Source organism: Maribacter corallii (assembly GCF_047345415.1).
GTDB lineage: Bacteria > Bacteroidota > Bacteroidia > Flavobacteriales > Flavobacteriaceae > Maribacter_C.
On the sequence record NZ_JBLFEP010000001.1, the window covers coordinates 383,458 to 404,065 of the forward strand.

The window sequence follows — 20,608 nt, forward strand, 5'->3', positions numbered from 1 at the left end:
ACCCTTATTTAACCTGGCATATTATGTTAAGCTAATCTTTATTTAGACTTTTGAGATTGAGCTACAGATTTAAACTTGAGCTTTTGTGTTTGGAAAGTAGCGTTTTAATTTCTCAACCAATTCATAATAATCTTTTTTAACCATCCAATTCTTTTTTAAAAGGTATGATTCGTTTTCACTTCTGAATAAAATAGAATGTGTAGGATAATCTAAAATGGCTATCTCCTTCATCTCGTTTAACAATATTGTAAATGATTTTTCTCCTTTTAAAGGAATTTTCAAGTAGTCCGCTCCAAATTCGAGATTACCCAAATTGATGTTTCTTGAATAGGCAATTATTAACCATAGGCCGTAGACTAAATTAAAAATACAAACAAGTATTATCATTATTCTTTCCCACGATTCAATTTGAAAGAAAATATACCCCATGAAAATAGAAAAGAGTATGGCAAAGAAACCGGTCAGTAATTTTGATACTGGAGGTCTAAAACTATATTCAACCATTGAAAATCATTTATTTGAACTTTGATGGCAAATCAATCCCAATTCTTTATTAACTCCACTACTCCACCTTTCATACCACTATAGAAGTCTCCCTCTCTAAATTTTGGAATCATAATGCTATCAATAATGACCTTGCAGATACTATCTGTAAGAACCCTTTCTGTTTCAAGTCCGGTTGCTATTCCAATTTTCCTTTCAGGTTTGCATAATACCAAAGTGAGTCCATTGTTTTCTTCCTTGGTTCCAACTCCCAAATAGTTAGCCAAATCAGTAGCAAATTTTTGAATATCCTCATAAGAATGTAAACTGTCAATCGTTACAACAACAATTTGTCTAGTCGTTTGGACATTGTAATCATGGATTAGGTTCCCCAATTCACGACGTTCTTCTTGTTTGAAAATACTATCATAATCACTGACTATTCTCCCCAATTCTTTTGTCTCCCTAAATTCTTTGACCTCGGAGAAATCAATCAATGGGATAAGGGTTTTGTTATCGTTTTCTTGACTACGAGATCCGCAGCTTAGAAAAGTTATAACAAAAAAACACGTAATAATTTTGATGTGGTTGGTCATCGTTTATTTATACTTTCTTGCTTTTTTATTTTTTCGAAATTCCTACACCAATCTCGCTTTCAATCCAATCGTGAAAATATATAATCGGTCCAATTAATAGATGATAACCAATGAATATTTGTCTCAATAATTCAGTGGAGCTGTTAGAATACAACCCATATAAAACAGAAACAATATGAAAAGCAGCTGGGAGAAAAAGGCTGACATTTGATTTACTGGTTAAAATCAAAAAAACACAAATGATTTGAAAAAATAACCTTGTAATTTGGAACGGAAGCCGTTCTCCGCCAATTTTATCATATACAGAAACCATTACAACCAATTCAACAATTATAGATAGAATTATTGCGGAAATTAAAACAGATCTTCCTTTCATTAAATATTTTTTAATTCGGGGGAGTGAAAAGTCTGTCTTATACTAAATTTGGGCTACAACTTAATAATGGTTTATTTGAACTTTGGTTCGCCCAATAAATTACCAAACTATTAATACATTCATTCATTACCTTCATACATACGACATTGCTCTCAATTGGACTTGCCGGGCTTTCTATTTACATCATTCTGTCTTACCATTATGATTGGGAGCATTCAAAAAAGCATTGGCAAAAAGGAAAACCATATTCTAAAACTGATAGAACCCTAGGAATATTATTTGCTTCGATACTATTGGTAGTTTCTATATGGATGTTTATCAAATCCTTTATTTGAACTTTTAATTGTTTTCAAGAGTTGGTACGATGACAATAATATTTTCCTTTGAATCCATCATCACGAGTTTCCCATCCTTCTTACGCAATTCTATCTCTTCATCCGAGGGCATTTTTGAAAGCTTTGAGATTATCTCATTAATTAACTTTTTTCCTTGTGGCAAAGGATTCGTAATACCTTTTTCCATCATTTCTTTGCGAAACTTATACAGGCTTAGGTAGTGTTCAACATCTAGTCTTTTCATCCTTTATTTGAATTTTGATTTAAGATTCTGAAATGCATTCTGCTTGGTAAACTCTTTTCGGAAGGTACAATTTGTAAAGAGTTTGCACAAAAGCATTCTTTTTTTGAACTTTAGTTTAACTGGATTCTTTACTGTAATACGTCTTTATTTGTCCAGTCGGTATTTGCCATACTTTATAATCAATCCTTCTGCTGCCCTTATCATCATAGGTTCCGTACGAATAGTCCAATTAAGAGCCCCATCTTTTTCAAAAATAATCCTGACAAAACAAAGGCAGAAGCCATAAAATGTTGGAATATTAAGAAAATGAAACGCGGGTCTAATAATACTTATAAAAAATCAGACATTGAATTTATTTAAGCTTTTGAAACCGCGTATTTCGTACCCTATCAGATGTAATCGCAAAGCCAGTAATTTCATCCTGAGTATTGCGTTCAAACTCAAGAAATCTAAACTGCCAGCTAGAAGCCAAAAAGCCATCTTTTTTTATAGACGACAAGCGTATTTCACCCAATTTTGGATGCGTTATAGTAAGATTTCCATTAATCACTGAAAGCTCATATGTTGTATCAAGATTTTTACTATAATAGCTTCCAGTGAAACATTCCAATTCTTTAGCTTTATATACCTTAGGGGAATAGGGTTCATAAAAATCTACAATTTGATTATTCTCAAGAACACGCATATATTTCTCATTAATTTTTGTGGAGAATTCTATTTTTAAATCAGGGTAATCCCCTAGTTGAAATGTACTTTCTTTTTCCAAGGGGTATAGTGGTGTTTCACGATTATTCTGCTCTGGTCTAGCATAAATAAGTGTATCATTCCGCACAAAAATATTTCTAGTGATATACGTTTTTTGATTTAGATATAAACCACTATACTTTTCTAAGTATTCTCGTGATAACTTAACTTTTTTGAACTGTCTCTGATCAACTGAAGATGTCTTATTAGTTAACTTGAACTTCTTTTTTAAAAATATATTTACAACCTGAAGCGCCAAACCTTGAGCATCAATTGCACTATTGTTGCTTAATAACAAAACAGCGCTATTAGTTTCAGGAAATCTACCTAAAAAAGCACGATATCCCGCTTCACCACCAGCGTGATGTATATACTCAAGACCATTATAATTGTCAACAAATTGTCCTAAGGCATAACCAAACGTATTTCCACTATTTAACTGAGATAACGTATTCATCTTTTCAAAAATAGACTGGCTTCCTATTTTAGGATTAGCAAAATTTAAAGCCCATTTACTTAGATCTAATAATGTAGAATACAAGCCGGTAGACCCATAATAAGAATAATTAGCAGGTGCATTTACATAAGTTCCATTGTCAATTTCATAAGAATTGGCCCTATTTAAGACAATCTTATGGTAATCATCCATTACAAATGAATCTGACATTTCTAGTGGGCTAAATATTTGTTCTTCTAAATATATAGAAAATGGCTTTCCAGATACTTTTTCCACTATTTCAGCCAAAAGAACATAGCCCGAATTGGAATAGTTAAATTCTTCCCCAGGTTTAAAGTTGAGCGCATCTTGTTTGTAAATGACATTTAGCACATCGTTTTTGGTAATGACATTATCTGGTGTGTATCCTTTTTGACCCAATAGATGTCCATGACTTTTTAGACCACTTGTATGTGCTGCAAGCTGTCTTAACGTAATTATTTTGTTATAGTTCGGAAAATGGGGTAAGTACTTTTTTATATCGTCATCTAGTGATAATCTACCTTGCTCTTCTAGAAGCAGGACAGCAAAAACAGTAAATTGCTTAGAAACAGAGGCTAGTGAGAATACACTTTTGGTATTGATTGGGATATTATGCTCCAAATCTGCCATACCATATCCTTTTGAAAAGATGAGTTCGCCGTTTTGAATAAACCCAACAGCTACTCCCGGTGTTTTGAGATTATCATAAGTCTTAAAAATTGTATTGACCTCCTTGAGTAGGGCTGTATCAGTTTTCTGGGCCAGTGTTAGGGTTTGACAGTATAAATAAATTAGAATTGCTGAAATATACTTTTGCATTATTGTGATATTTTTTTCAAATCTAATTATGAAGTTCTCATACTTGCATTTAAGCAGGCTTGAATAAGTGTCGGTTTATAAATAAGGACATATTCCTCATAATGTGCTAATCAAAATAGCAATTGTACAACCTACTTTTATAAATTTCTATGCATAAATAGCTTTTAGAATTATTTGTGGAATTCCAAGTTTGAAATGAACGGAACCTATACTGAAATAAACTATATGGAAATAATTTGCTACAGCTGTGGTCGAGGAGAGCATCCTGAGAATACAATCGAGGGAATTAAACATTGCCAAAGAATAAATGCTGATTGGAGAATTGAAATGGATGTTCAAATGACATCTGACCACCATCTTGTTCTATTTCACGATTATGAAACAAAGAGAACTACAGGAGAAGATAAATTACTAAGCAAACTCAACTTTAGCCAAGTAAAAAAATTGAATGCCGGATACAATTTTAAGATTGACGGTACGTATCCTTACCGACTAGCATCAGTCAAGATTCCTGAATTAACTGAAGTATTCCAAAAGTTTCCGAAGGCAAAATTAATATTGGACATTCATACAAACAATCCAATCGTTGTGGACATTTTAATTGACCTAATAGATACAAAATTTCAGGGTGGTGATTTTATTATAGCAAGCGAGTATGATGAAATTATTAGAAAACTAAAAAGCAGAAAACCAAGTTGGAAATACGGTGTATCTGCGAAAGAAGCAAAACGAATGCTGTACAGTAGTTTTCTGTATTTGGATGGGTTATTCCCAGTCAAATCTGATATTCTAATGTTACCCAAAAAATACGGTCGTATAAATGTGCTTTCAAAAAGGGTTATACATCACGCCAAGAAACGAAACAAACCAATATGGGCATGGATGTATGAGGGTACATACGTAAAAACTATTGAGACCAAAGAAGAAATGGAATTACTAAGAAAAATAGGAATAGAAGGAATATTTGTAGAATTCCCGGAAAAATTTCTTGGTGAAACACGATAGCAAACTAAAAATCATCTTTAATTAATTTAATATTTATGAAAAATAAACTCAAATTTTTATGTGTAGTGCTTTGTCTTGTCTTTATTAGTTCTTGTGCTGATAAAAACGGTTTGAATCAAATTCAGCTAGTTCTTAAAACAGATAAACAAGGAAATGTCATAAAAGGAAGCAAACAGGCTTTAATTGATGCCATACGAAATGGAGCAGATATTAAAGTAGGATGGGGTTCTAAAGGAAAAACACACACTATTGAGCATTTGTCAGAACCTATTTGGCTTGCTATTATGGATGAAAAAGAAGTTGTTGCTAAGCTTCACCCTCAATATTCTGCTACTACAAATTGGGATAGCTTGAGCGCTGACCACTCAAATAGCGCTATACTGCACCAAGAATGGCGGGTTGTATTAACCACTAAAAGTAGTTTTGATGCCATTTGGTATGACAGAAAATTAGATACCATAATTAAAAGAGTGCCTCAGCAGCACCCTATGTCATGGTTTTCAAATCAAACGCCTAGTCCGGAAAAGCCTTCTTTATTATTTAAATAAAACAATTTTTCAAAAATCAGTTCTACTTATTATTTGAATGCTTGTAAGCTGCTGGGGTCATATTCAATTGTTTTTTAAATGCCCTATAAAATGCTGATTTTGATTTAAACCCGGCCTCATTACCAATTGCCTCTAATGTGAGTATATCATTTTCTAGAATCATCATTTTCGCATATTCAACTCTATACTCATTTATCAAATTGGGAAAACTTTTATTTAAACTATTATTGATTAACTCTGATAGACTATGAGAAGGAATTTTGAGTTCTTGGGCCACATCAGAAATTGTAAGGTTTGGTTTCTTAAAAAACTCCTTTTTTGATAGTACATTCCCCAACTTCAAAATCAATTCCGAGGCTAGCTTATCATCTTTTTTCTTTTCTAAATATTTTTGAGCCTTCTTATATAAAACTGATTGTTTTTTTTTTGAAAAAAACAACAGTAAAACTAAAAAGTAAATAAGTAGAGAAAATGAAATTGCGCCAACAATATAGGAGGTATAATCAGCTAAAAAATAACCTATCCATATCATCACATTACCAAAAAATATATTAAGAATCCAAACTTCTATAATTAGTAATGATTCTTGTTTAAGATATGCTTTCTTAACTATTGGAAATAATAGTATTCCGGAAAAAACCATATATATAAACCATTCCAACAAAATAAGATTCATAAGATAGTCAACCCATAAAAGTTTATGCAGCTTGTAAGGATATACGATGCTTAAAAAAACAATAAGGGGGCCTAAAATTAGTATATGATACTTCCATTTTCCAGCAGTATTACTATTAGGTCTTAAAACAGATTTTATATAAAAAAATAGAAAAGGACCAATAAGCACACAAGCTGTTATGCCAACTTGAATGAAAATGTTGGAAAGGTAATTATTGAAGTAAAAGAATACCGATTTTCCCACTCTTATGCTCAAGACTAAAAATAGGATGCCCAAAAAATTGTTAGAAATATGCCTTGGTTTTGCATAAATCAAAAAATACAAAGAGAGCAATATTCCGTTAAATACGCCTAATGCACTGAAAAAAAATAAAATATTAGCGCTCATTTACTTAAAAATCGGTTTTAAATTAACCTAAAAACCTATTAACATTCATTTTATATATATTTATCAATTGTTTATTTGAACTTTTGCTTTCCACCTATAATCCTATATCTTGCTATTCAAACAGAAGAGAATATATCCAAATTACCAAAACCATTATAACTCCGATTAATAATCTTCGTTCAATAAATAATGCATCTGGTGATATTAGTTTTTTCTTATTAAGCCAATAATAAATCAAGCCAGTTATTGCTAAGATCAACCATAACCAAATATCAAAACTATCTAACGATTTCATTGTAATAGGCAAATGGGCGTTCTGTTTGTTTTCAGAATTCGACTTCGAATCCTTTATTTGAACTTTATTTTTTACAAATTGACAAATGGCGATCTTCTATTCTCTTACTACCCTTACCTTTTTTACCGGTCCAAAATTCACCTCGAATAGCTTGATGCCTTGTTCTGCAAACATGCTCTTCACCATCCTTCTTCTCATTTTTAATACACCAATGACTATCTTCCGGAACACGATAGGAACGTTGGAAGACACCGTTGTTATCGAAAAAATCAACAAACTGCCCCTTTTTCTTTTTTTGACAATCATGACCATTTAAATATGTCCATTCAACTTCAATATACACGTTCGAATTCCATTTTCGCCAGTCTAACAGTTTTAATGGGCGTTTAACTCCAAAATCTTCCTCTTTTAAAAGCCAAACATCACCTTCAATTTTAGCCTCTAAGTCTGAGGCGATTACCTCTTCAAATCCTTGAGCAACGTATATAGTATCACTGTCCTTGGTTACATATGCTACCAAATCCTCCTTTTCAATATAATCCATGACCTTCTCTGGAGTTTCGGGATCATGTGGCCACCCGGTAGAAACAGCTTTGCAACCGAAAAGAAAGGAGATACAAATCAATGCTAAAAGCGCTATTATCCTTGATCTCTCGTAAGAACTTAAAGTATTCATGACCCTATCCTTTATTTGAGCTTTGGTTGTAGCACAATTAAGTCAAAATATTTTAAAAATGTATTGTACTTGTAAGAGTAAAAAAACCAACATAAGAATAGAAATTAGAAATACGTCTTTTCTAATATCAGTAAAGGTTTTACCTTCTTTAAGTATCTCACGTCGGAATCTTTTGGAAATCAGCACAACAACAGAGGTGAAAAATGCAAAGATCAATGGCGGAAGCCATTTTACCCCAAAATCCGGATTATCGTAATTTTTAAAAATCTCGAGTATTACCGGTATAAACAACAGATTCCAAATGGCAAAAGCAGCAACTACATAGTTTCTCTTATAAGGTAACTTATCAAAATATTTCTTGATCATTTAGGATTCTTTAGTTGCACTTGGGTTACATTCCAGCGCGGAAGCATAGTATCGGTTGATCAGACCTATGCTTTAGGGCCACTGTTAGCTGCTGGCTTTATTTTTTCATTTCCAAATTCGTTATTGAAGTCCCGAATTCTGTTGCCATTTTTATCATATTCCGCATTCATAAGTATGTCTCTCCAGTCCGTTTTTGCCATTTCAAATATTTTTTCTCGGTTAATTTTACGAATTGTAAATAAGTAGATAATTGACCTTATGATTCTAGGACTCCTTAAAGAATTTTGAGATATAATTAAATTTTGTAACTCACTTATTATTTTTGAATCCGCTCTTAATCCGCCATAAATGAGTTTTATTTTCTCAATAATGTCTTTCGGATATAAGTTTAGGTTTATTAGTTCCTGTTTAATTTTTGGGTCACATTTTAGGTCAGCATTTATAATCTTGATTATTTTTCCGTAACCAATAGTCCGACTTCCTTCGCAAAATTTGAATTCCATATTTTCATAAAGCCGCTTTGCAAAATATTCAGTTCCTAAAATTGCGATTTCTGCTTTGACTTTAGTTCCTAATTCTGCAATTTCTTGTCCGATATAAGTCTGTTGTCCTGACGTTAGATATTCAGGATAGTTTTTAAATTCGATATGCGGGCGATAACCTGAATGCGCAGGACTTTTTCGTCCACTTTGGTCAGTAGTTAAAAAATCTAATTCAGCTATAAAGTCAATTTGTTTCACGATTTTTTTTCAGCTTGCAGGTAACGGTCTTGTATAAGAATAGTGGCGGTTTTAAGACCACAAACTTTTCAGTTTAGACCATATTTTATTATTACTGTTCTTTGTTTCGGCAGAATTTCCGCCATTATTTTTATACGTTGTTGGGCACAGTATTTTATTTTCAACTCTTAAAATTAGTTGCTTTTTACCCAAATTCCGTTCAAGAAAGCTAATCAATCCGAGTAGCGTTCCATATTCATCCATAGTATTATTCCGACCCGATATTTTAATCCAATTTTGATAGTCTTCTTCAAGTTGCTTCAAGTCAATGTTTTTTCCGATTAGTGTACTCAAATCGTAAACTGAAATGTCCTTAGATAGTCGTATTTCGCTAAATTCCATTTTCACTTCGAATAGGAACTCGATCAGTTTTCCTATATTTTTGTTTCGGTCAATAACCATTGATTCCAAGCAATAAAATCCTTTATCGTTTTCGGCCATATATTTGACCAACAATTCATCTTCGTTTATTAAGTCAGATTGTTTATAAGAATCAGTTGCTATAAAAATTAATTCATTTGCAACATCTCCGAAAGATTCTATTAATTCTAATTCAACTTTTTCATGCTTTTGGGAATCGGGAATTTCTTTGCTTGTTATATTATGCTTTGTTGTCCACTCTAAACCAAGATAAATTCCATACTTCTTGATTATTTCTTCAAGGTCAACACCTTGTTCCATTGATTCAGAAATTTGCTTTACGAACGAGGATTCTCGGTAATTAAAATTAAGTAAATATTTAGGCTCTTGATTCTGATAAATTACCCATTCGTCAATAGATAATTCAAAGAAGGGAATGGCTCTAAATTTTCCATTCTCCCCATCATATAAATATGATTCTGTATCTAGGCTAATTTTTTTCATTCTCAATTTCCGAGTTATCAATAAAGTCCCAAGGAATTTCTTTTTTGAATATTGAAATACATTCTTCCATTAATTCTAATGAAACATTTTCTTTAAAGACTGTAACGGTTCTTTTTTTGTCTGTATCATCTCTGAAAATTTCGACAGCTAATTTATCATTTCGGTATACTTCAATTCCGATTCCATCACGTTCATTCACGTCACTTGCAATAATCACTCTGTCTTTTTTTAGTTCCATTTAGTTTGTTTCGGATATTGTGACCAACTTGTTTATATCACCGTAAAATACATCTTTATACCTCCCTATGGCTATAAAACCGATGAAAGCCCCTGTTCTTTATTTGAATGATGAATTGAGGTGCTGAAACTCTTTGCGGAAGGTGTGATTTGTAAAGAGTGTTAGCGAATTTCATCTTCTTTAGAACTCTACATATTTAGACTAAGTGTCAAATTAAGAAGAAACATTACCAAACATTTGACTGTTTTAACTATCGATGGTGACTATTGTTTTTGGCGGCGAACACGAATAGAACTTCAGCTAAATATGTTCAGCATATTGTCCAATTGCTTTATCGAGATTCCTTTTCTGAAATTTTTATTTTTTTAGATTCCCTCTTTAAAAATCAATCACCCTTTTTATGTTTATGTTTTTTTAATGGTGGATAATCTTTCTTTTTTGTTGGGGTCACTCTTCTTCTTTTATCCAATGAGCCATCCTCTTTTTTTGGTTTTGGACCTGGCTTAATAGCTTCAACTTTATTCATAATTTTCCATTTGAAAAATTCAATAGTATAAGGTATTGAAGTGATGGCATAATTTTTTGCGGTAATCAGTAGCGATTTAAAAATTATAATCAAAGCCATCAGCTTATCTCAGGGTTATTCTAAGCTCTCACATGGTTCTACATGATTATCAATTATCGTCTGAGTAATTGGCCTTAAGGTTCTTCCGTTGATGGGGTTTATTCCATAATAAGTGAAATATTCCATCCTATTGTTAAACTTATCATACCAAATAACCGGATCATACTTTTTGAAGAAAGTCGTAGTATCACAAATTTCTATTTTTCTAAATTTTTCCAACTCTGTTTCATTCAGTGCAAATTCAAGTGCCTGCCCACTGCAATCGCTCTTCTCATAATGGTCATTTACCCAAACCATACAATTCTTCTCTTTATCGATAAAACCGATATAGGTCAAGTTTCCAATAATTAAAGCAATAAAAGCAATCCAGACATTTCTTGATTTAAACTTTGTGCTTTTGTTGGTGACTTTCGTTCTTCCTTTGTCTCTATTCAATTCACCTAAGTCATCTCCATTACGTGTGATATAGTCTTTATAATTACTATAGTTTAAATATTCTGCAATTTTATCTAGCACTGCTACTTTTGGCTCAGATTCTCCTTTTAGATATCTTATTAAGGATTTTCCAGACACAGAAACTTTAAAATCTTCGCGTAGTTCATATTCAAGATGGGCAGCCCGACCACTATCCGTTTTATTGGCTGTCTTTTTCCCAACTTCCTCAAATGCTTCTTCAAATAATTTTGTAATCATAAAGAGTTCATATTTAAGCTCTTAAAATAAAAATTCTTAGACAGTTTTTAGACATTTCTGTCCAATAGATTTTGGACAAACCTTTCCAGGTTCTGACCATAATTGTCCATCGGTTCATGAATTACTTTGCCTTGTGATTGATGATAGCTTTGACATGCAATTAAAGCAACGTACAACTTTAATCACTGCGGAAATCCACATTGTGGTTGGTCGATAACCACCGGGAAGTAGTTAGAAGCTACCGCATGTGATTTCTACTTCCCAATATAGGGGGTATTCCCAAAACTTAAGTGGGTTGCTGAAACCCAAAAACTCTTTCTGCCGAAAGCGCGGACAGCAACCCTTTTGTCTAATTCTAAATTTTTTTATTATGAAAAAAGTGTTTTTAGCCTTAATGGCCCTAGTATTGAATGTGTCTTTAATTTCTTGTACATCCGATTCGATTGCGGAGAATGATTCTTTGTATGACACCCAGGCAACTGAAGGTGATGATGGTGATACGGATGACGACCCAGATGCTTAACTATTGGAAAGGTAGTTCTTATTAATAAGGACTCTTTTTTACTATTTTAGAGGGATGAAGCAGTGTTTTGCCTTATCCCTCTTTTTCATTTCCTTTTTTCTTCTAATGAATTGCTCAAAGTCATCAAAAGAAAAAAGTAAGAACACGAACCAACCTAATTCTTCTTTTCCACATTCCGTTGATAACAAAATCAAGGAGTTAGCAAAAAGAAAAAAATATGATAGCGCTATATTCTTTTCACAAAAAATACTCAAGTATTCTGTTTCCCAAAAGGACACCGCCAATATCGCTAAATCAAATTTCAGAATTGGATTCTACAATAAAAAACTTGAGAATTATGAAAAGGCATTTATGTATTATAATGAGGCATTTAAAAACTATCGAAATGTAAAAGATAGCATAATGGCCGGCGGAATGCTTAGGTCTATGGCAAATATCCAAAAAGCCTTAGGTGATTTTGCTGGTTGTCAAACGACCGCGATAGATGGATTGAACTTTCTCCAAAGCTCCTCTGACCTTAACAAAAAAGCTGGCTTGAGCCATATAATTTCAGTTACATTTAAAGAACAAGGCAATTACCAAGAAGCTCTAGAGTGGAATTCTCGGGTAATGCAATTGATACGAGATTCCCCTAAAATCAAACAACTAGATATTACCGTTTATAAAAATAGCAGAGCTAATATACTGGCAAAACAAAAAAAGTACTCAGAAAGCACTACAATTTTAACATGGCTACTGCAGGACTCTATATTACCGGGAAATAAAACTGAATTCGCTAGAGTATTAAGCAATTTAGGTCGCATCAAGTGGCTAGAAAATCCGAATAACCTTGAAAGTGAAAAACAGTTAATCGAAGCACTTGAAATGAGAAAAGAAGTTAACTCAATTTCCGGTTTAATTTCAAGCAATACTCATCTTGCAAATTACTATTCTAACAGGGATTCCAAAAAAGCATTGACGTATTCTGAAGATGCTTTGCTCAACGCACAAAAATTAAATAACCCTGTTTCAATTCTAGAAGTTTTAGATCTAATGATTCCCATAAAAACAGAACTGGGGCTTGAATTGAAAGAAGAAGCAAACCTATATTCTAATACGCAGAAAGAACTCAACCAAACTCGTCAAAAAATCAGAACAGTTTATGCAACAACAAAATATGAGAACGACAAACTTATAAATGACAACTTAATTCTTAAAGCCGATAAGGCTGAAAAGGAGAAGACCAATGCAATGATGTGGCTCGCCCTATTTTCGATAGTTGCATTGTCGGGCTTTCTCATTTATCGTAAAAATCAACAAAAGAAAAGAGCCAAATTAGAGGCAACATACGAAACAGAAATTCGTGTGGCCAAAAAAATACATGATGAAGTCGGTAACGATATTTTCTATTTAATGACTCAGATAAAAAACAATCCAAAAATTCTAAAGGAGAATAACGGATTTGTTGTGTTGGAGGGCTTGGACAAAGTTTATCAAAAAGCTCGGGATATTTCTAAAGAATATGCTCCAATCAAAACCGATGAAACTTTTGGAAAAGAACTTATGGCACTACTGAATTCTTATGGCAATGACACCATCAAAATCATAACGAACCAGTTGGATAGTACCTTTTGGGATGCACTTTCGAAAAATAAAAAAATAGAATTGTTTTGGATTGTTAGAGAACTAATGACCAATATGAGAAAGTATAGTAAAGCGACATTTGTCGGAATTACTTTTTTAAAAGTTGACAACTACCTTGAACTAAATTACAATGATAATGGGGTTGGCTTTGTAAAAACACCAAATAATTGGGGAAATGGCCTGAAGCATGTGGAAACCCGCATTCAAAACTTGAAAGGGAATTTTAATTTTGATTCCGAACCAACTAAAGGCGTTACTGCGAAAATCATGTTTCCTATTTAATTTTTGTATATGAAGTTCACTAAAGTTTTGGTCGCTGAAGATACGGATAGTATCAACTTTGGGATTGTCGCAAAACTAGAAAGCATAGGCATCAAAACCATCGAACATGTGCAGTATTGTCATGATGCACATTTGAAAATCAAAAAAGCCCTTTTTGACAAGGAACCTTATCAACTCTTGATAAGTGACCTTTCTTTTATAAACCCATATAGAAAAAGTAAATTGAATTCTGGGGAAGAATTGATTGCTGCTGTCAATGAAACCCAGCCAAATTTGAAAGTCATCGTATTTAGCGTTATCGATAAACAAACCGTCATTCAAAATCTTCTAGATGACCTCGAAGTCGATGCCTATGTTTGCAAAGGTCTTAACGGACTCAAAGAACTGGAAAATGCCATTGACGCCCTCAGCCGAGATCAAAAATTTACTTGTCCCGTAGCGACGGCCGTGCTAAAACAAAATAATGTGCTCGCGCTGACTTCATATGAGCAGAAGTTACTTGAGCTGTTAGCTAACGGACACAAACAAAGTGAAATTAGCGAGTATTTCAAATTAAAAAAAATCACACCCAATAGCATACGTTCAATAGAAGCAAATATTTGCAAGCTTAAGGATACCTTCAATGCTAAAAACTCCCATCAGTTGGTTCATATGGCGACCAACTTAGGCCTTATCTAAAATCTTCTTTAAAATTTATTTTTCCACTGCGGATTTCCGCAAGGTTATAGTCCGGAAACGTTTTACGTTTGGAGTAAGAATTTTAAAATCTTATGAAAATGGCAAAACAAAGAAAAACAAGCAAGTCTGCAGCTTCTGCAGCATCAAAAGTCTTAAAAGACAAAAGAACTGGTAAAAACAGCAAAAAAGCTGCGGGAAGCGCTTTATCTCAGAGGGCACCAAAAAGGAAAAAACAATAAGCTATGCCAAAGTATTGTGTAAATAAAGAAACGGATAATAATGGAGATCACGAAGTCCATAAAGAGAACTGTCCATGGTGGCCAAGTGATAAAAATAGACTGGATTTAGGATATCATGATAGTTGTGAAAGTGCTGTTGCTGAAGCAAAAAAGCATTATTCAAATGTCAACGGACATAAGCACTGCTCACAAGACTGCCATACCTCTTAAATATGGGATTTCGATTTCAAAAAAGAATAAAACTCGGAAAAGGTTTTGGGCTAAACATCAGTAAGTCGGGAATCTCTCCGAGTTTAAAAACCAAAAGTGGTTCTATCAGTTCAAAAGGATATTCAATAAGAACAGGTATATCAGGTTTCACCTATCGTAAGAACTTTAAAAAATCGAAAAATAGCGGATGTCTAGTAGTAATGTGTATACCGTTCTTTCTTGTATTATTCGTGTTTTCTTGTTCTTCTGAAAGTGGTTCAACTCCCTGTCGTGATACCAATTGTGCCAATTACACTTCACAAGCAGCAGCACAAGCCGATTTCAATGCAGATCCTGATTGCCGAAATGACTTGGATGCCGATAATGACGGTATTGCATGCGAAGAGCCAGGCAATATTGTAAAGGACTGTGTAAGCACATCCAATTGTGGCTGTTCTGGAAAGAACAAATCACCTTGCGCGGCGGACCCATGCTGTCAATGGATTGTGGGGGAAGGCTGTAACTGCGGGTAACCTGATTTCATCTTATTTTGAAAAAACAAATTTATAACATATTACATTCGGTTCCGGCAACAAAGTTTATTTACGGACTTATTCTGATAAACGTTATTGCCCTAGTTCTCGAAACAAATAGAGAATTGAGATTTGATTATAACTCTACATTTGAGTTTATAGAATACTTTTCTATTGGGATTTTTACTACGGAATATATATTACGAATTTGGACGGCAGACTCACATAATGATATTAAAGGAATATTCAATTCCAAAAGAGCAAGATATATCTTCTCGTTCTACGGACTTATAGATATGATAGCCATTCTTCCTTTTTATCTACCTCTCATCATTCCTTTTGATTTAAGAATTATGAGAATGCTTCGGCTTTTTAGACTTTTCAGAATACTTAAACTAGGCAGATATTCAAACTCATTTAAGAGTATAAAAAAAGTCTTAAATGAAACTAGGCCCCAACTAATCATTACTGCTTTCATAGCCAGTATCCTACTACTCTTGTCCTCTACTTTAATGTTTTATGCTGAAACAGAAGCGCAGCCGGAGAAATTTTCAAGTCTTTCAGATTCCCTTTGGTGGGCGGTTGCCACCTTGACCACGGTTGGGTATGGAGACGTCTATCCCATCACTCCTCTTGGCAAATTCTTAAGTGCTTTCATTGCATTAATCGGGATCGGATTTATAGCTCTCCCCACTGGAATCTTGAGCTCTGCCTTTATTCAAAATATAGAACCTATGAACGACTCCAAAATGGAAAGATGCCCTCATTGTGGAAGGAGTTGAAACTCAAAGAATATGAAAATTTTAAATCCCTATACATATAAACTTTTGTTTGTCTGGAATTTTCTAAAATCTATACCTACAATCACCTCACGTTTTCTAAGGCTTCTTATTCGAAGAAAAAGAATCCGATGTAATAGTTTTAAGTCAGGCAGCTCTTATTGCATAGAAGGAACACTTAATCAATTAATCTGGGAAGTTGAAAATGCTTTGTTCATAACAGTTAGTAATTCCTCAAAAATCTTCTTCGATTCTTATGAGCTACTATTTCAAGCGAACAGTACACAAACTCAATTTGAGTTGTGTGCATATGGAATAGGTTATAAAGAAAAGCTTAGAACACAAATTAAAGTTGTGGTTCTTGAGAAGATTGATTTAACCAATGTTGTTCTAAACTCGAATAATATAGCTGTTGAATTCAATAAGATTCTACATAATCACAATATTCGTTTGCAACACATCCAAAATCACTCTATTTCCTTCCAAAAATCTTTAATGCCGAAATCACCAGAGAAAAGAAGAGTCCAATTTCAACGATCTAAATTTCTAGACCAATATTCAGTAGCTCTTTTCAATACCCATTCAATAGAAGAAGTACAGAGACTAAGAGAGCTAATCAACAATAATCAAGAAGTAGTCTATCCATAAACACCAAAAATAATCAATCATGAAAAGAGAGTATTATGAAAGCCCCAAACCAGGTAGAGTCATGCGTCTTTTATGGAAAGCTGCTGGTTCAGATGGCTATATTTTAAAAAGAAGCACTTACTCTGATCAAGTAAAATATGCTTGTCTAGGTGGTATTGTAGTTGCCACTGGTTTTATGGCAGCTGTAGCAGGGGGATACGCCATATATACCATTTTTGAGCCGAAAGGTTCTGCCCTTGACGGAGGTACCCATACGCAGACAGCAATTATGGCAACCATCTTCGGGGTGATTTGGGGACTCATCATTTTCAACATTGATAGATTCATCGTTGCCGCCACAGGAAAAGGTGACGGTACCGAAGCAATTACTTGGGGAGAATTCGTCAATTCTGTTCCAAGGATTATCATGGGATTGGTCATTGCGATAACTATTTCCAAACCTATGGAAATTCGTATGTTCAAATCGGAAATCGATGCTGAACTGCACCAAGCTCAATTAGAGAAAAGAAAAGTTTACGAAGAGAAAACAAAAGTAAATTACGAGGGTCGGTTCGAACTAATTGAAAAAGATCTACAAAAAATAGAGGAGGAACGAGATGATGTAGTTGAAAGAGTAAAATTAGCAGAAAAAGAATATACCGATCAATTGCAAGGTAGAGCAGGAGCAGGAGCAGGAGATGGACCACTCGCCAGAGCTTTAAAACAGCAAATGGATAAAGTCGAAAGAGATTTAGATGGCTACGATCTAGCACATCGAGGAGAACTGGAAAGATTAAATGGGGAGAAAATCCAACTTACCGAAGAACTTGATAATGAACTGGCAAAAAACGAAGTAGTAGCGAATGGATTAGATGGACTATTGGAGCGCATAAAACTTGCTCATAAAATTGCGGGTACATGGATTACATTTTTTATTACACTTCTTTTTGTAGTCATAGAATTGACTCCCATCTTCTTCAAAATGATGCTGATTAAAAGCCCTTATGATTTTATGGGAGACAACATTCAGGAACTACTAAAAGCCGAAGATGGCATTCAAATCAAATACGATTACTACAAAGACAGAGAAGGACAAGAAAGGGACTTAATCATTAGCCATAAAGCACAACGAAAAATAGATGAAAAAATCGCTTTGATGAAAGCTCAAACAGAACTGAGCGATTACATTATAGAGCGCTGGAAAGAAAAAGAAAAGAAGAATATCGACGAAAATATAGAACACTATATTTCTGAAACATAGATGGCTCGAGGAAGTAAATATGGTCTTTTTTGGAAATTCTCGGGTGAGGATAGACAAATACTTAAAAACTGTTCAGCAGGTATTCAGTTACGGTTTGCGGCTAGCGGGTTGATTATTTCCCTGCTCTTTGTTTCTGGGGTCATTTCATATCACCATACTTTTTTTCAAATTTTCAACATCCCCTATTTATCATGGGTATTGGGAGTGCTTTTTTCGTTGATGATATTCAATATTTATAAACTCAACCTTATTACGATTTCGACAAATCCCGATAAAAAAGGAATTGGATATTTCGTATCACTGAGCTGTAGAATCTGTTTTATGCTTTTACTAGGACTAACTATTATTAAACCCTTGGAAACCCTGATTCTTAAAAGAGCATTGGACTTGGAATTAGCATATCTAAAAGTTGGAGAAATCGACAAAGCAACTCGTAAAACAGCGGCTCATTTCGATGATGCGATAGATGTTAGTGACAGCGATATAAAAGCGTTGAAGGAACAATTAGTTAGTGGTAGAATTCGAATTAGCCAAGATAAGCTAGATCAAATTGAATCCAAAAAACAAAAATTGCTCAATGACAAAAAAGCTCTAATCGAGGAAACGGAAAAACGCATTGATGAATCACCTCATTATATAAGAGGTTTGTTATTGTTGAATTCAAAATTTAAGTGGGTCTGGTACATTTCCATTGGGTTCTTGTTTTTATTTCTATTACCCTTGTTTTTAAAATACTTTATGTCTCGTACAAGTACTTATGTCAGAAATATGACTTTACTAGATAAAAAAATCATTTTAGAAGAATATGAAAATTTAAAATTACAATATCCCTTAGTTTTTGAAAAAGCCATAGGGGAACAAATACACTTGGAAGAGCGATATGAGGATCCGCCTTTCAACTTGGTTCCAATTACTATTGAACTTAAAACTGGAGAAGAGGAAGACTTCTTGAATCACCTGTATGGGCCATAAGACCGTAACGTTTACAAAGGAAACAGAGCAAAGAACCTATGTTCAAGGAGAATTCACGGGAAAATATCATGGTTCTTTAAATCAGGAAAAATGGTATTCCACTTTTGAGTTTTACGACATCCATATATATCATGGGGAAATTAATAACCTCAAAAACGAAAAAGAGCATCGGGAAACAATTAATGAAACCATTTACAATTCGATAGTATCGGAGACACAATTAACTCAAAAAAGCTTTGAAAATGTCCTGGTCAGTTTAGACTCTCCTTATGGAGATTACAACAATTTCAGACTTACTATCAATGACCCCAAACTAGAATCTATTCAAATTTATGATGTAGTAAAAGATGGTAATCAGACCTTTGGAACTCTTAGTTGTTTTGTAAGCGGTTATCTTTCAAAAGTTTCCAAAGAAACTAGTGAAATCGAAGTTGAAATCTGTGATTATTGTGACCGGTTTTTAGAAGAATGCACTTGTATTGAAAGTAAATCATCTGAGGTTGCCGTTGTTAAAGATCCGGTTTCACACTCTACCATTGAAGAATCCTTTTGGCCAAAAAACTTTGGTACATGGACAAACAGCAATAAAAATTGGGGCCGGGATTTCTTTGATAATTCTGGTTTTGGTTGCCTTAGAGCCCTGGGACTATTGGCGGGTGTTCTTGTCTTGATTTCCTTTGGGCCAATAGGTCTATCATTTGGTGCAATGATCTTTCTAATATATGCAATCGGTATTGTGCTTACTAGAACATTTCCAAATCTGACCAGAAATTCGAAATGGTTATTGTACCTTTCTATAGGACTATTGTTTTTAGGGTTACTTTGGCATATTAGAGACCAAAACAATAAAGTTAAAGTTTCACCGGAAACGATTGACAAGCCTAAGAAATCAGAAACTCAGAAAATTGAAGAAACCAAAAATGTCATCATTTCATCTCCATCAAATGCGGAACCTCAAAACGAAAAGAGAAATGGTTCAATAAAACAAAATCCAACAATTGGACCAAATACTATAGAGAATGTATTCCAAGAAAGCTTCGAAAAACAAAATACCCAACAACCAGGCACATCGTTTTTAGATTCTAAAACTCATTTCGAAGAGCCCGACACCTCTTATGAGGATACTATATTGTTACTCCCCAAGGAAACAAGTAGTTTTAGTAAATCGACTTCTGAACTTCCAAATTTTCAACCCAATAATACCTCCATTAAGGAGGATGAAACCTTGAATCAAGCGAAAGCATTGGGCCCTAGGCAAAAGCAATCGAAAGCAATAGAAATTATGTCTGGGATTGAATTTCATGAGGGAGGTGTCTACATATGTAATGGAAAGTCTAGTAAACGGTATCACTTTAATCCTAACTGCCCTGGTCTTTCAAATTGTTCCACAAGCATTTATCAAATTAATATTCCCACAGCGAGAAGGAAAGGACGTACTTTATGCAAAATAGAAGAGTAAGTTTAATCAATTGCTTATATAAGTTATCAAAAAAGTATAAACTTCAGATAATCAGAATTCTTTAAAAACCCGGGTATATTTTCCCCTTTTGAGCCGAATATGATTTTCAACCAGCCCATGAACCATAGTAGGGCAGTACACGTTGTTTGCAGCCAATTTTGACTGTGGCGGGAAATTCAGAATTCTGAATTAGTTACTCTAGAATGAAAATGCTCA

Annotated in this window: 26 protein-coding genes; 13 read left to right on the top strand and 13 right to left on the bottom strand. The window is 33.9% G+C overall.

The genetic code is table 11. From position 1 onward, the window contains the following. Positions 1–69 precede the first annotated feature (69 nt). From ACKWCA_RS01755 to ACKWCA_RS01775, 5 genes are all read right to left on the bottom strand, one after another. Positions 70–504, bottom strand: coding sequence for a hypothetical protein (locus tag ACKWCA_RS01755; protein WP_413976413.1), 435 nt, complete (start codon positions 502–504; stop codon positions 70–72). A 32-nt stretch (positions 505–536) separates the two neighbouring features. After that, positions 537–1,079 (bottom strand): TPM domain-containing protein, encoded by a 543-nt coding sequence (locus tag ACKWCA_RS01760; protein WP_413976414.1) that lies wholly within the window; start codon positions 1,077–1,079, stop codon positions 537–539. A 25-nt stretch (positions 1,080–1,104) separates the two neighbouring features. Continuing rightward, positions 1,105–1,455: a hypothetical protein gene (locus ACKWCA_RS01765; protein WP_413976415.1), complete on the bottom strand. Its 351-nt coding sequence runs from the start codon at positions 1,453–1,455 to the stop codon at positions 1,105–1,107. Between the two features lie 339 nt (positions 1,456–1,794). Further along, entirely contained in the window at positions 1,795–2,034 is a 240-nt protein-coding gene (locus tag ACKWCA_RS01770; protein ID WP_413976416.1) for a hypothetical protein, read from the bottom strand. Between the two features lie 352 nt (positions 2,035–2,386). Beyond that, complete coding sequence (locus ACKWCA_RS01775; protein WP_413976417.1) at positions 2,387–4,075, bottom strand: serine hydrolase domain-containing protein; 1,689 nt, start codon at positions 4,073–4,075, stop codon at positions 2,387–2,389. 195 nt (positions 4,076–4,270) lie between these two features. Between ACKWCA_RS01775 and ACKWCA_RS01780 the strand changes: the two genes are divergently transcribed. Further along, positions 4,271–5,080 carry a glycerophosphodiester phosphodiesterase family protein gene (locus ACKWCA_RS01780; RefSeq protein WP_413976418.1) on the top strand — a complete coding sequence of 270 codons (810 nt, stop codon included), beginning with the start codon at positions 4,271–4,273 and terminating at the stop codon, positions 5,078–5,080. Between the two features lie 35 nt (positions 5,081–5,115). Continuing rightward, positions 5,116–5,628, top strand: coding sequence for a hypothetical protein (locus tag ACKWCA_RS01785; RefSeq protein ID WP_413976419.1), 513 nt, complete (start codon positions 5,116–5,118; stop codon positions 5,626–5,628). A gap of 22 nt (positions 5,629–5,650) precedes the next feature. On the opposite strand, the gene ACKWCA_RS01790 is transcribed toward ACKWCA_RS01785, so the two are convergent. From ACKWCA_RS01790 to ACKWCA_RS01825, 8 genes are all read right to left on the bottom strand, one after another. Beyond that, complete coding sequence (locus ACKWCA_RS01790; protein WP_413976420.1) at positions 5,651–6,691, bottom strand: helix-turn-helix domain-containing protein; 1,041 nt, start codon at positions 6,689–6,691, stop codon at positions 5,651–5,653. A gap of 359 nt (positions 6,692–7,050) precedes the next feature. After that, positions 7,051–7,662, bottom strand: a complete 612-nt coding sequence (locus tag ACKWCA_RS01795) for a hypothetical protein (RefSeq protein WP_413976421.1) — start codon at positions 7,660–7,662, stop codon at positions 7,051–7,053. A 42-nt stretch (positions 7,663–7,704) separates the two neighbouring features. Continuing rightward, positions 7,705–8,028, bottom strand: coding sequence for a hypothetical protein (locus ACKWCA_RS01800; protein ID WP_413976422.1), 324 nt, complete (start codon positions 8,026–8,028; stop codon positions 7,705–7,707). Positions 8,029–8,093: 65 nt separating this feature from the next. Further along, the gene (locus tag ACKWCA_RS01805) at positions 8,094–8,768 is read right to left on the bottom strand and encodes an elongation factor Tu (RefSeq protein ID WP_413976423.1); all 675 of its coding nucleotides are present in this window, start codon (positions 8,766–8,768) and stop codon (positions 8,094–8,096) included. Positions 8,769–8,819: 51 nt separating this feature from the next. After that, positions 8,820–9,671 (bottom strand): hypothetical protein, encoded by an 852-nt coding sequence (locus ACKWCA_RS01810; protein ID WP_413976424.1) that lies wholly within the window; start codon positions 9,669–9,671, stop codon positions 8,820–8,822. Continuing rightward, complete coding sequence (locus ACKWCA_RS01815) at positions 9,658–9,909, bottom strand: hypothetical protein (RefSeq protein WP_413976425.1); 252 nt, start codon at positions 9,907–9,909, stop codon at positions 9,658–9,660. Before ACKWCA_RS01815 ends, ACKWCA_RS01810 begins: the two co-directional genes overlap by 14 nt. A gap of 385 nt (positions 9,910–10,294) precedes the next feature. Further along, a complete protein-coding gene (locus tag ACKWCA_RS01820) occupies positions 10,295–10,534 on the bottom strand; it encodes a hypothetical protein (RefSeq protein ID WP_413977123.1) in 240 nt (79 codons plus the stop codon). Between the two features lie 15 nt (positions 10,535–10,549). Further along, positions 10,550–11,227 (bottom strand): helix-turn-helix domain-containing protein, encoded by a 678-nt coding sequence (locus ACKWCA_RS01825; protein ID WP_413976426.1) that lies wholly within the window; start codon positions 11,225–11,227, stop codon positions 10,550–10,552. A gap of 370 nt (positions 11,228–11,597) precedes the next feature. Here ACKWCA_RS01825 and ACKWCA_RS01830 point away from each other — a divergent pair, with 370 nt between their 5' ends. From ACKWCA_RS01830 to ACKWCA_RS01880, 11 genes are all read left to right on the top strand, one after another. Beyond that, complete coding sequence (locus ACKWCA_RS01830) at positions 11,598–11,750, top strand: hypothetical protein (protein WP_413976427.1); 153 nt, start codon at positions 11,598–11,600, stop codon at positions 11,748–11,750. Positions 11,751–11,804: 54 nt separating this feature from the next. Beyond that, positions 11,805–13,655, top strand: a complete 1,851-nt coding sequence (locus ACKWCA_RS01835) for a tetratricopeptide repeat-containing sensor histidine kinase (RefSeq protein ID WP_413976428.1) — start codon at positions 11,805–11,807, stop codon at positions 13,653–13,655. Between the two features lie 9 nt (positions 13,656–13,664). Then, a complete protein-coding gene (locus ACKWCA_RS01840; protein ID WP_413976429.1) occupies positions 13,665–14,333 on the top strand; it encodes a response regulator transcription factor in 669 nt (222 codons plus the stop codon). Positions 14,334–14,431: 98 nt separating this feature from the next. Further along, entirely contained in the window at positions 14,432–14,572 is a 141-nt protein-coding gene (locus tag ACKWCA_RS01845; RefSeq protein ID WP_413976430.1) for a hypothetical protein, read from the top strand. 3 nt (positions 14,573–14,575) lie between these two features. Then, positions 14,576–14,782, top strand: coding sequence for a hypothetical protein (locus tag ACKWCA_RS01850; RefSeq protein WP_413976431.1), 207 nt, complete (start codon positions 14,576–14,578; stop codon positions 14,780–14,782). Positions 14,783–14,784: 2 nt separating this feature from the next. Beyond that, complete coding sequence (locus ACKWCA_RS01855) at positions 14,785–15,294, top strand: DUF4236 domain-containing protein (RefSeq protein WP_413976432.1); 510 nt, start codon at positions 14,785–14,787, stop codon at positions 15,292–15,294. Positions 15,295–15,311: 17 nt separating this feature from the next. After that, the gene (locus tag ACKWCA_RS01860) at positions 15,312–16,076 is read left to right on the top strand and encodes an ion transporter (RefSeq protein ID WP_413976433.1); all 765 of its coding nucleotides are present in this window, start codon (positions 15,312–15,314) and stop codon (positions 16,074–16,076) included. 12 nt (positions 16,077–16,088) lie between these two features. Next, the gene (locus ACKWCA_RS01865) at positions 16,089–16,721 is read left to right on the top strand and encodes a hypothetical protein (protein ID WP_413976434.1); all 633 of its coding nucleotides are present in this window, start codon (positions 16,089–16,091) and stop codon (positions 16,719–16,721) included. A 19-nt stretch (positions 16,722–16,740) separates the two neighbouring features. Continuing rightward, complete coding sequence (locus ACKWCA_RS01870; RefSeq protein WP_413976435.1) at positions 16,741–17,961, top strand: DUF4407 domain-containing protein; 1,221 nt, start codon at positions 16,741–16,743, stop codon at positions 17,959–17,961. Next, entirely contained in the window at positions 17,962–18,933 is a 972-nt protein-coding gene (locus ACKWCA_RS01875; RefSeq protein WP_413976436.1) for a DUF4407 domain-containing protein, read from the top strand. It begins immediately after the preceding gene. Continuing rightward, positions 18,923–20,392, top strand: a complete 1,470-nt coding sequence (locus ACKWCA_RS01880) for a hypothetical protein (protein ID WP_413976437.1) — start codon at positions 18,923–18,925, stop codon at positions 20,390–20,392. The genes ACKWCA_RS01875 and ACKWCA_RS01880 overlap by 11 nt, the downstream gene beginning before the upstream one ends. Positions 20,393–20,608 lie beyond the last annotated feature (216 nt).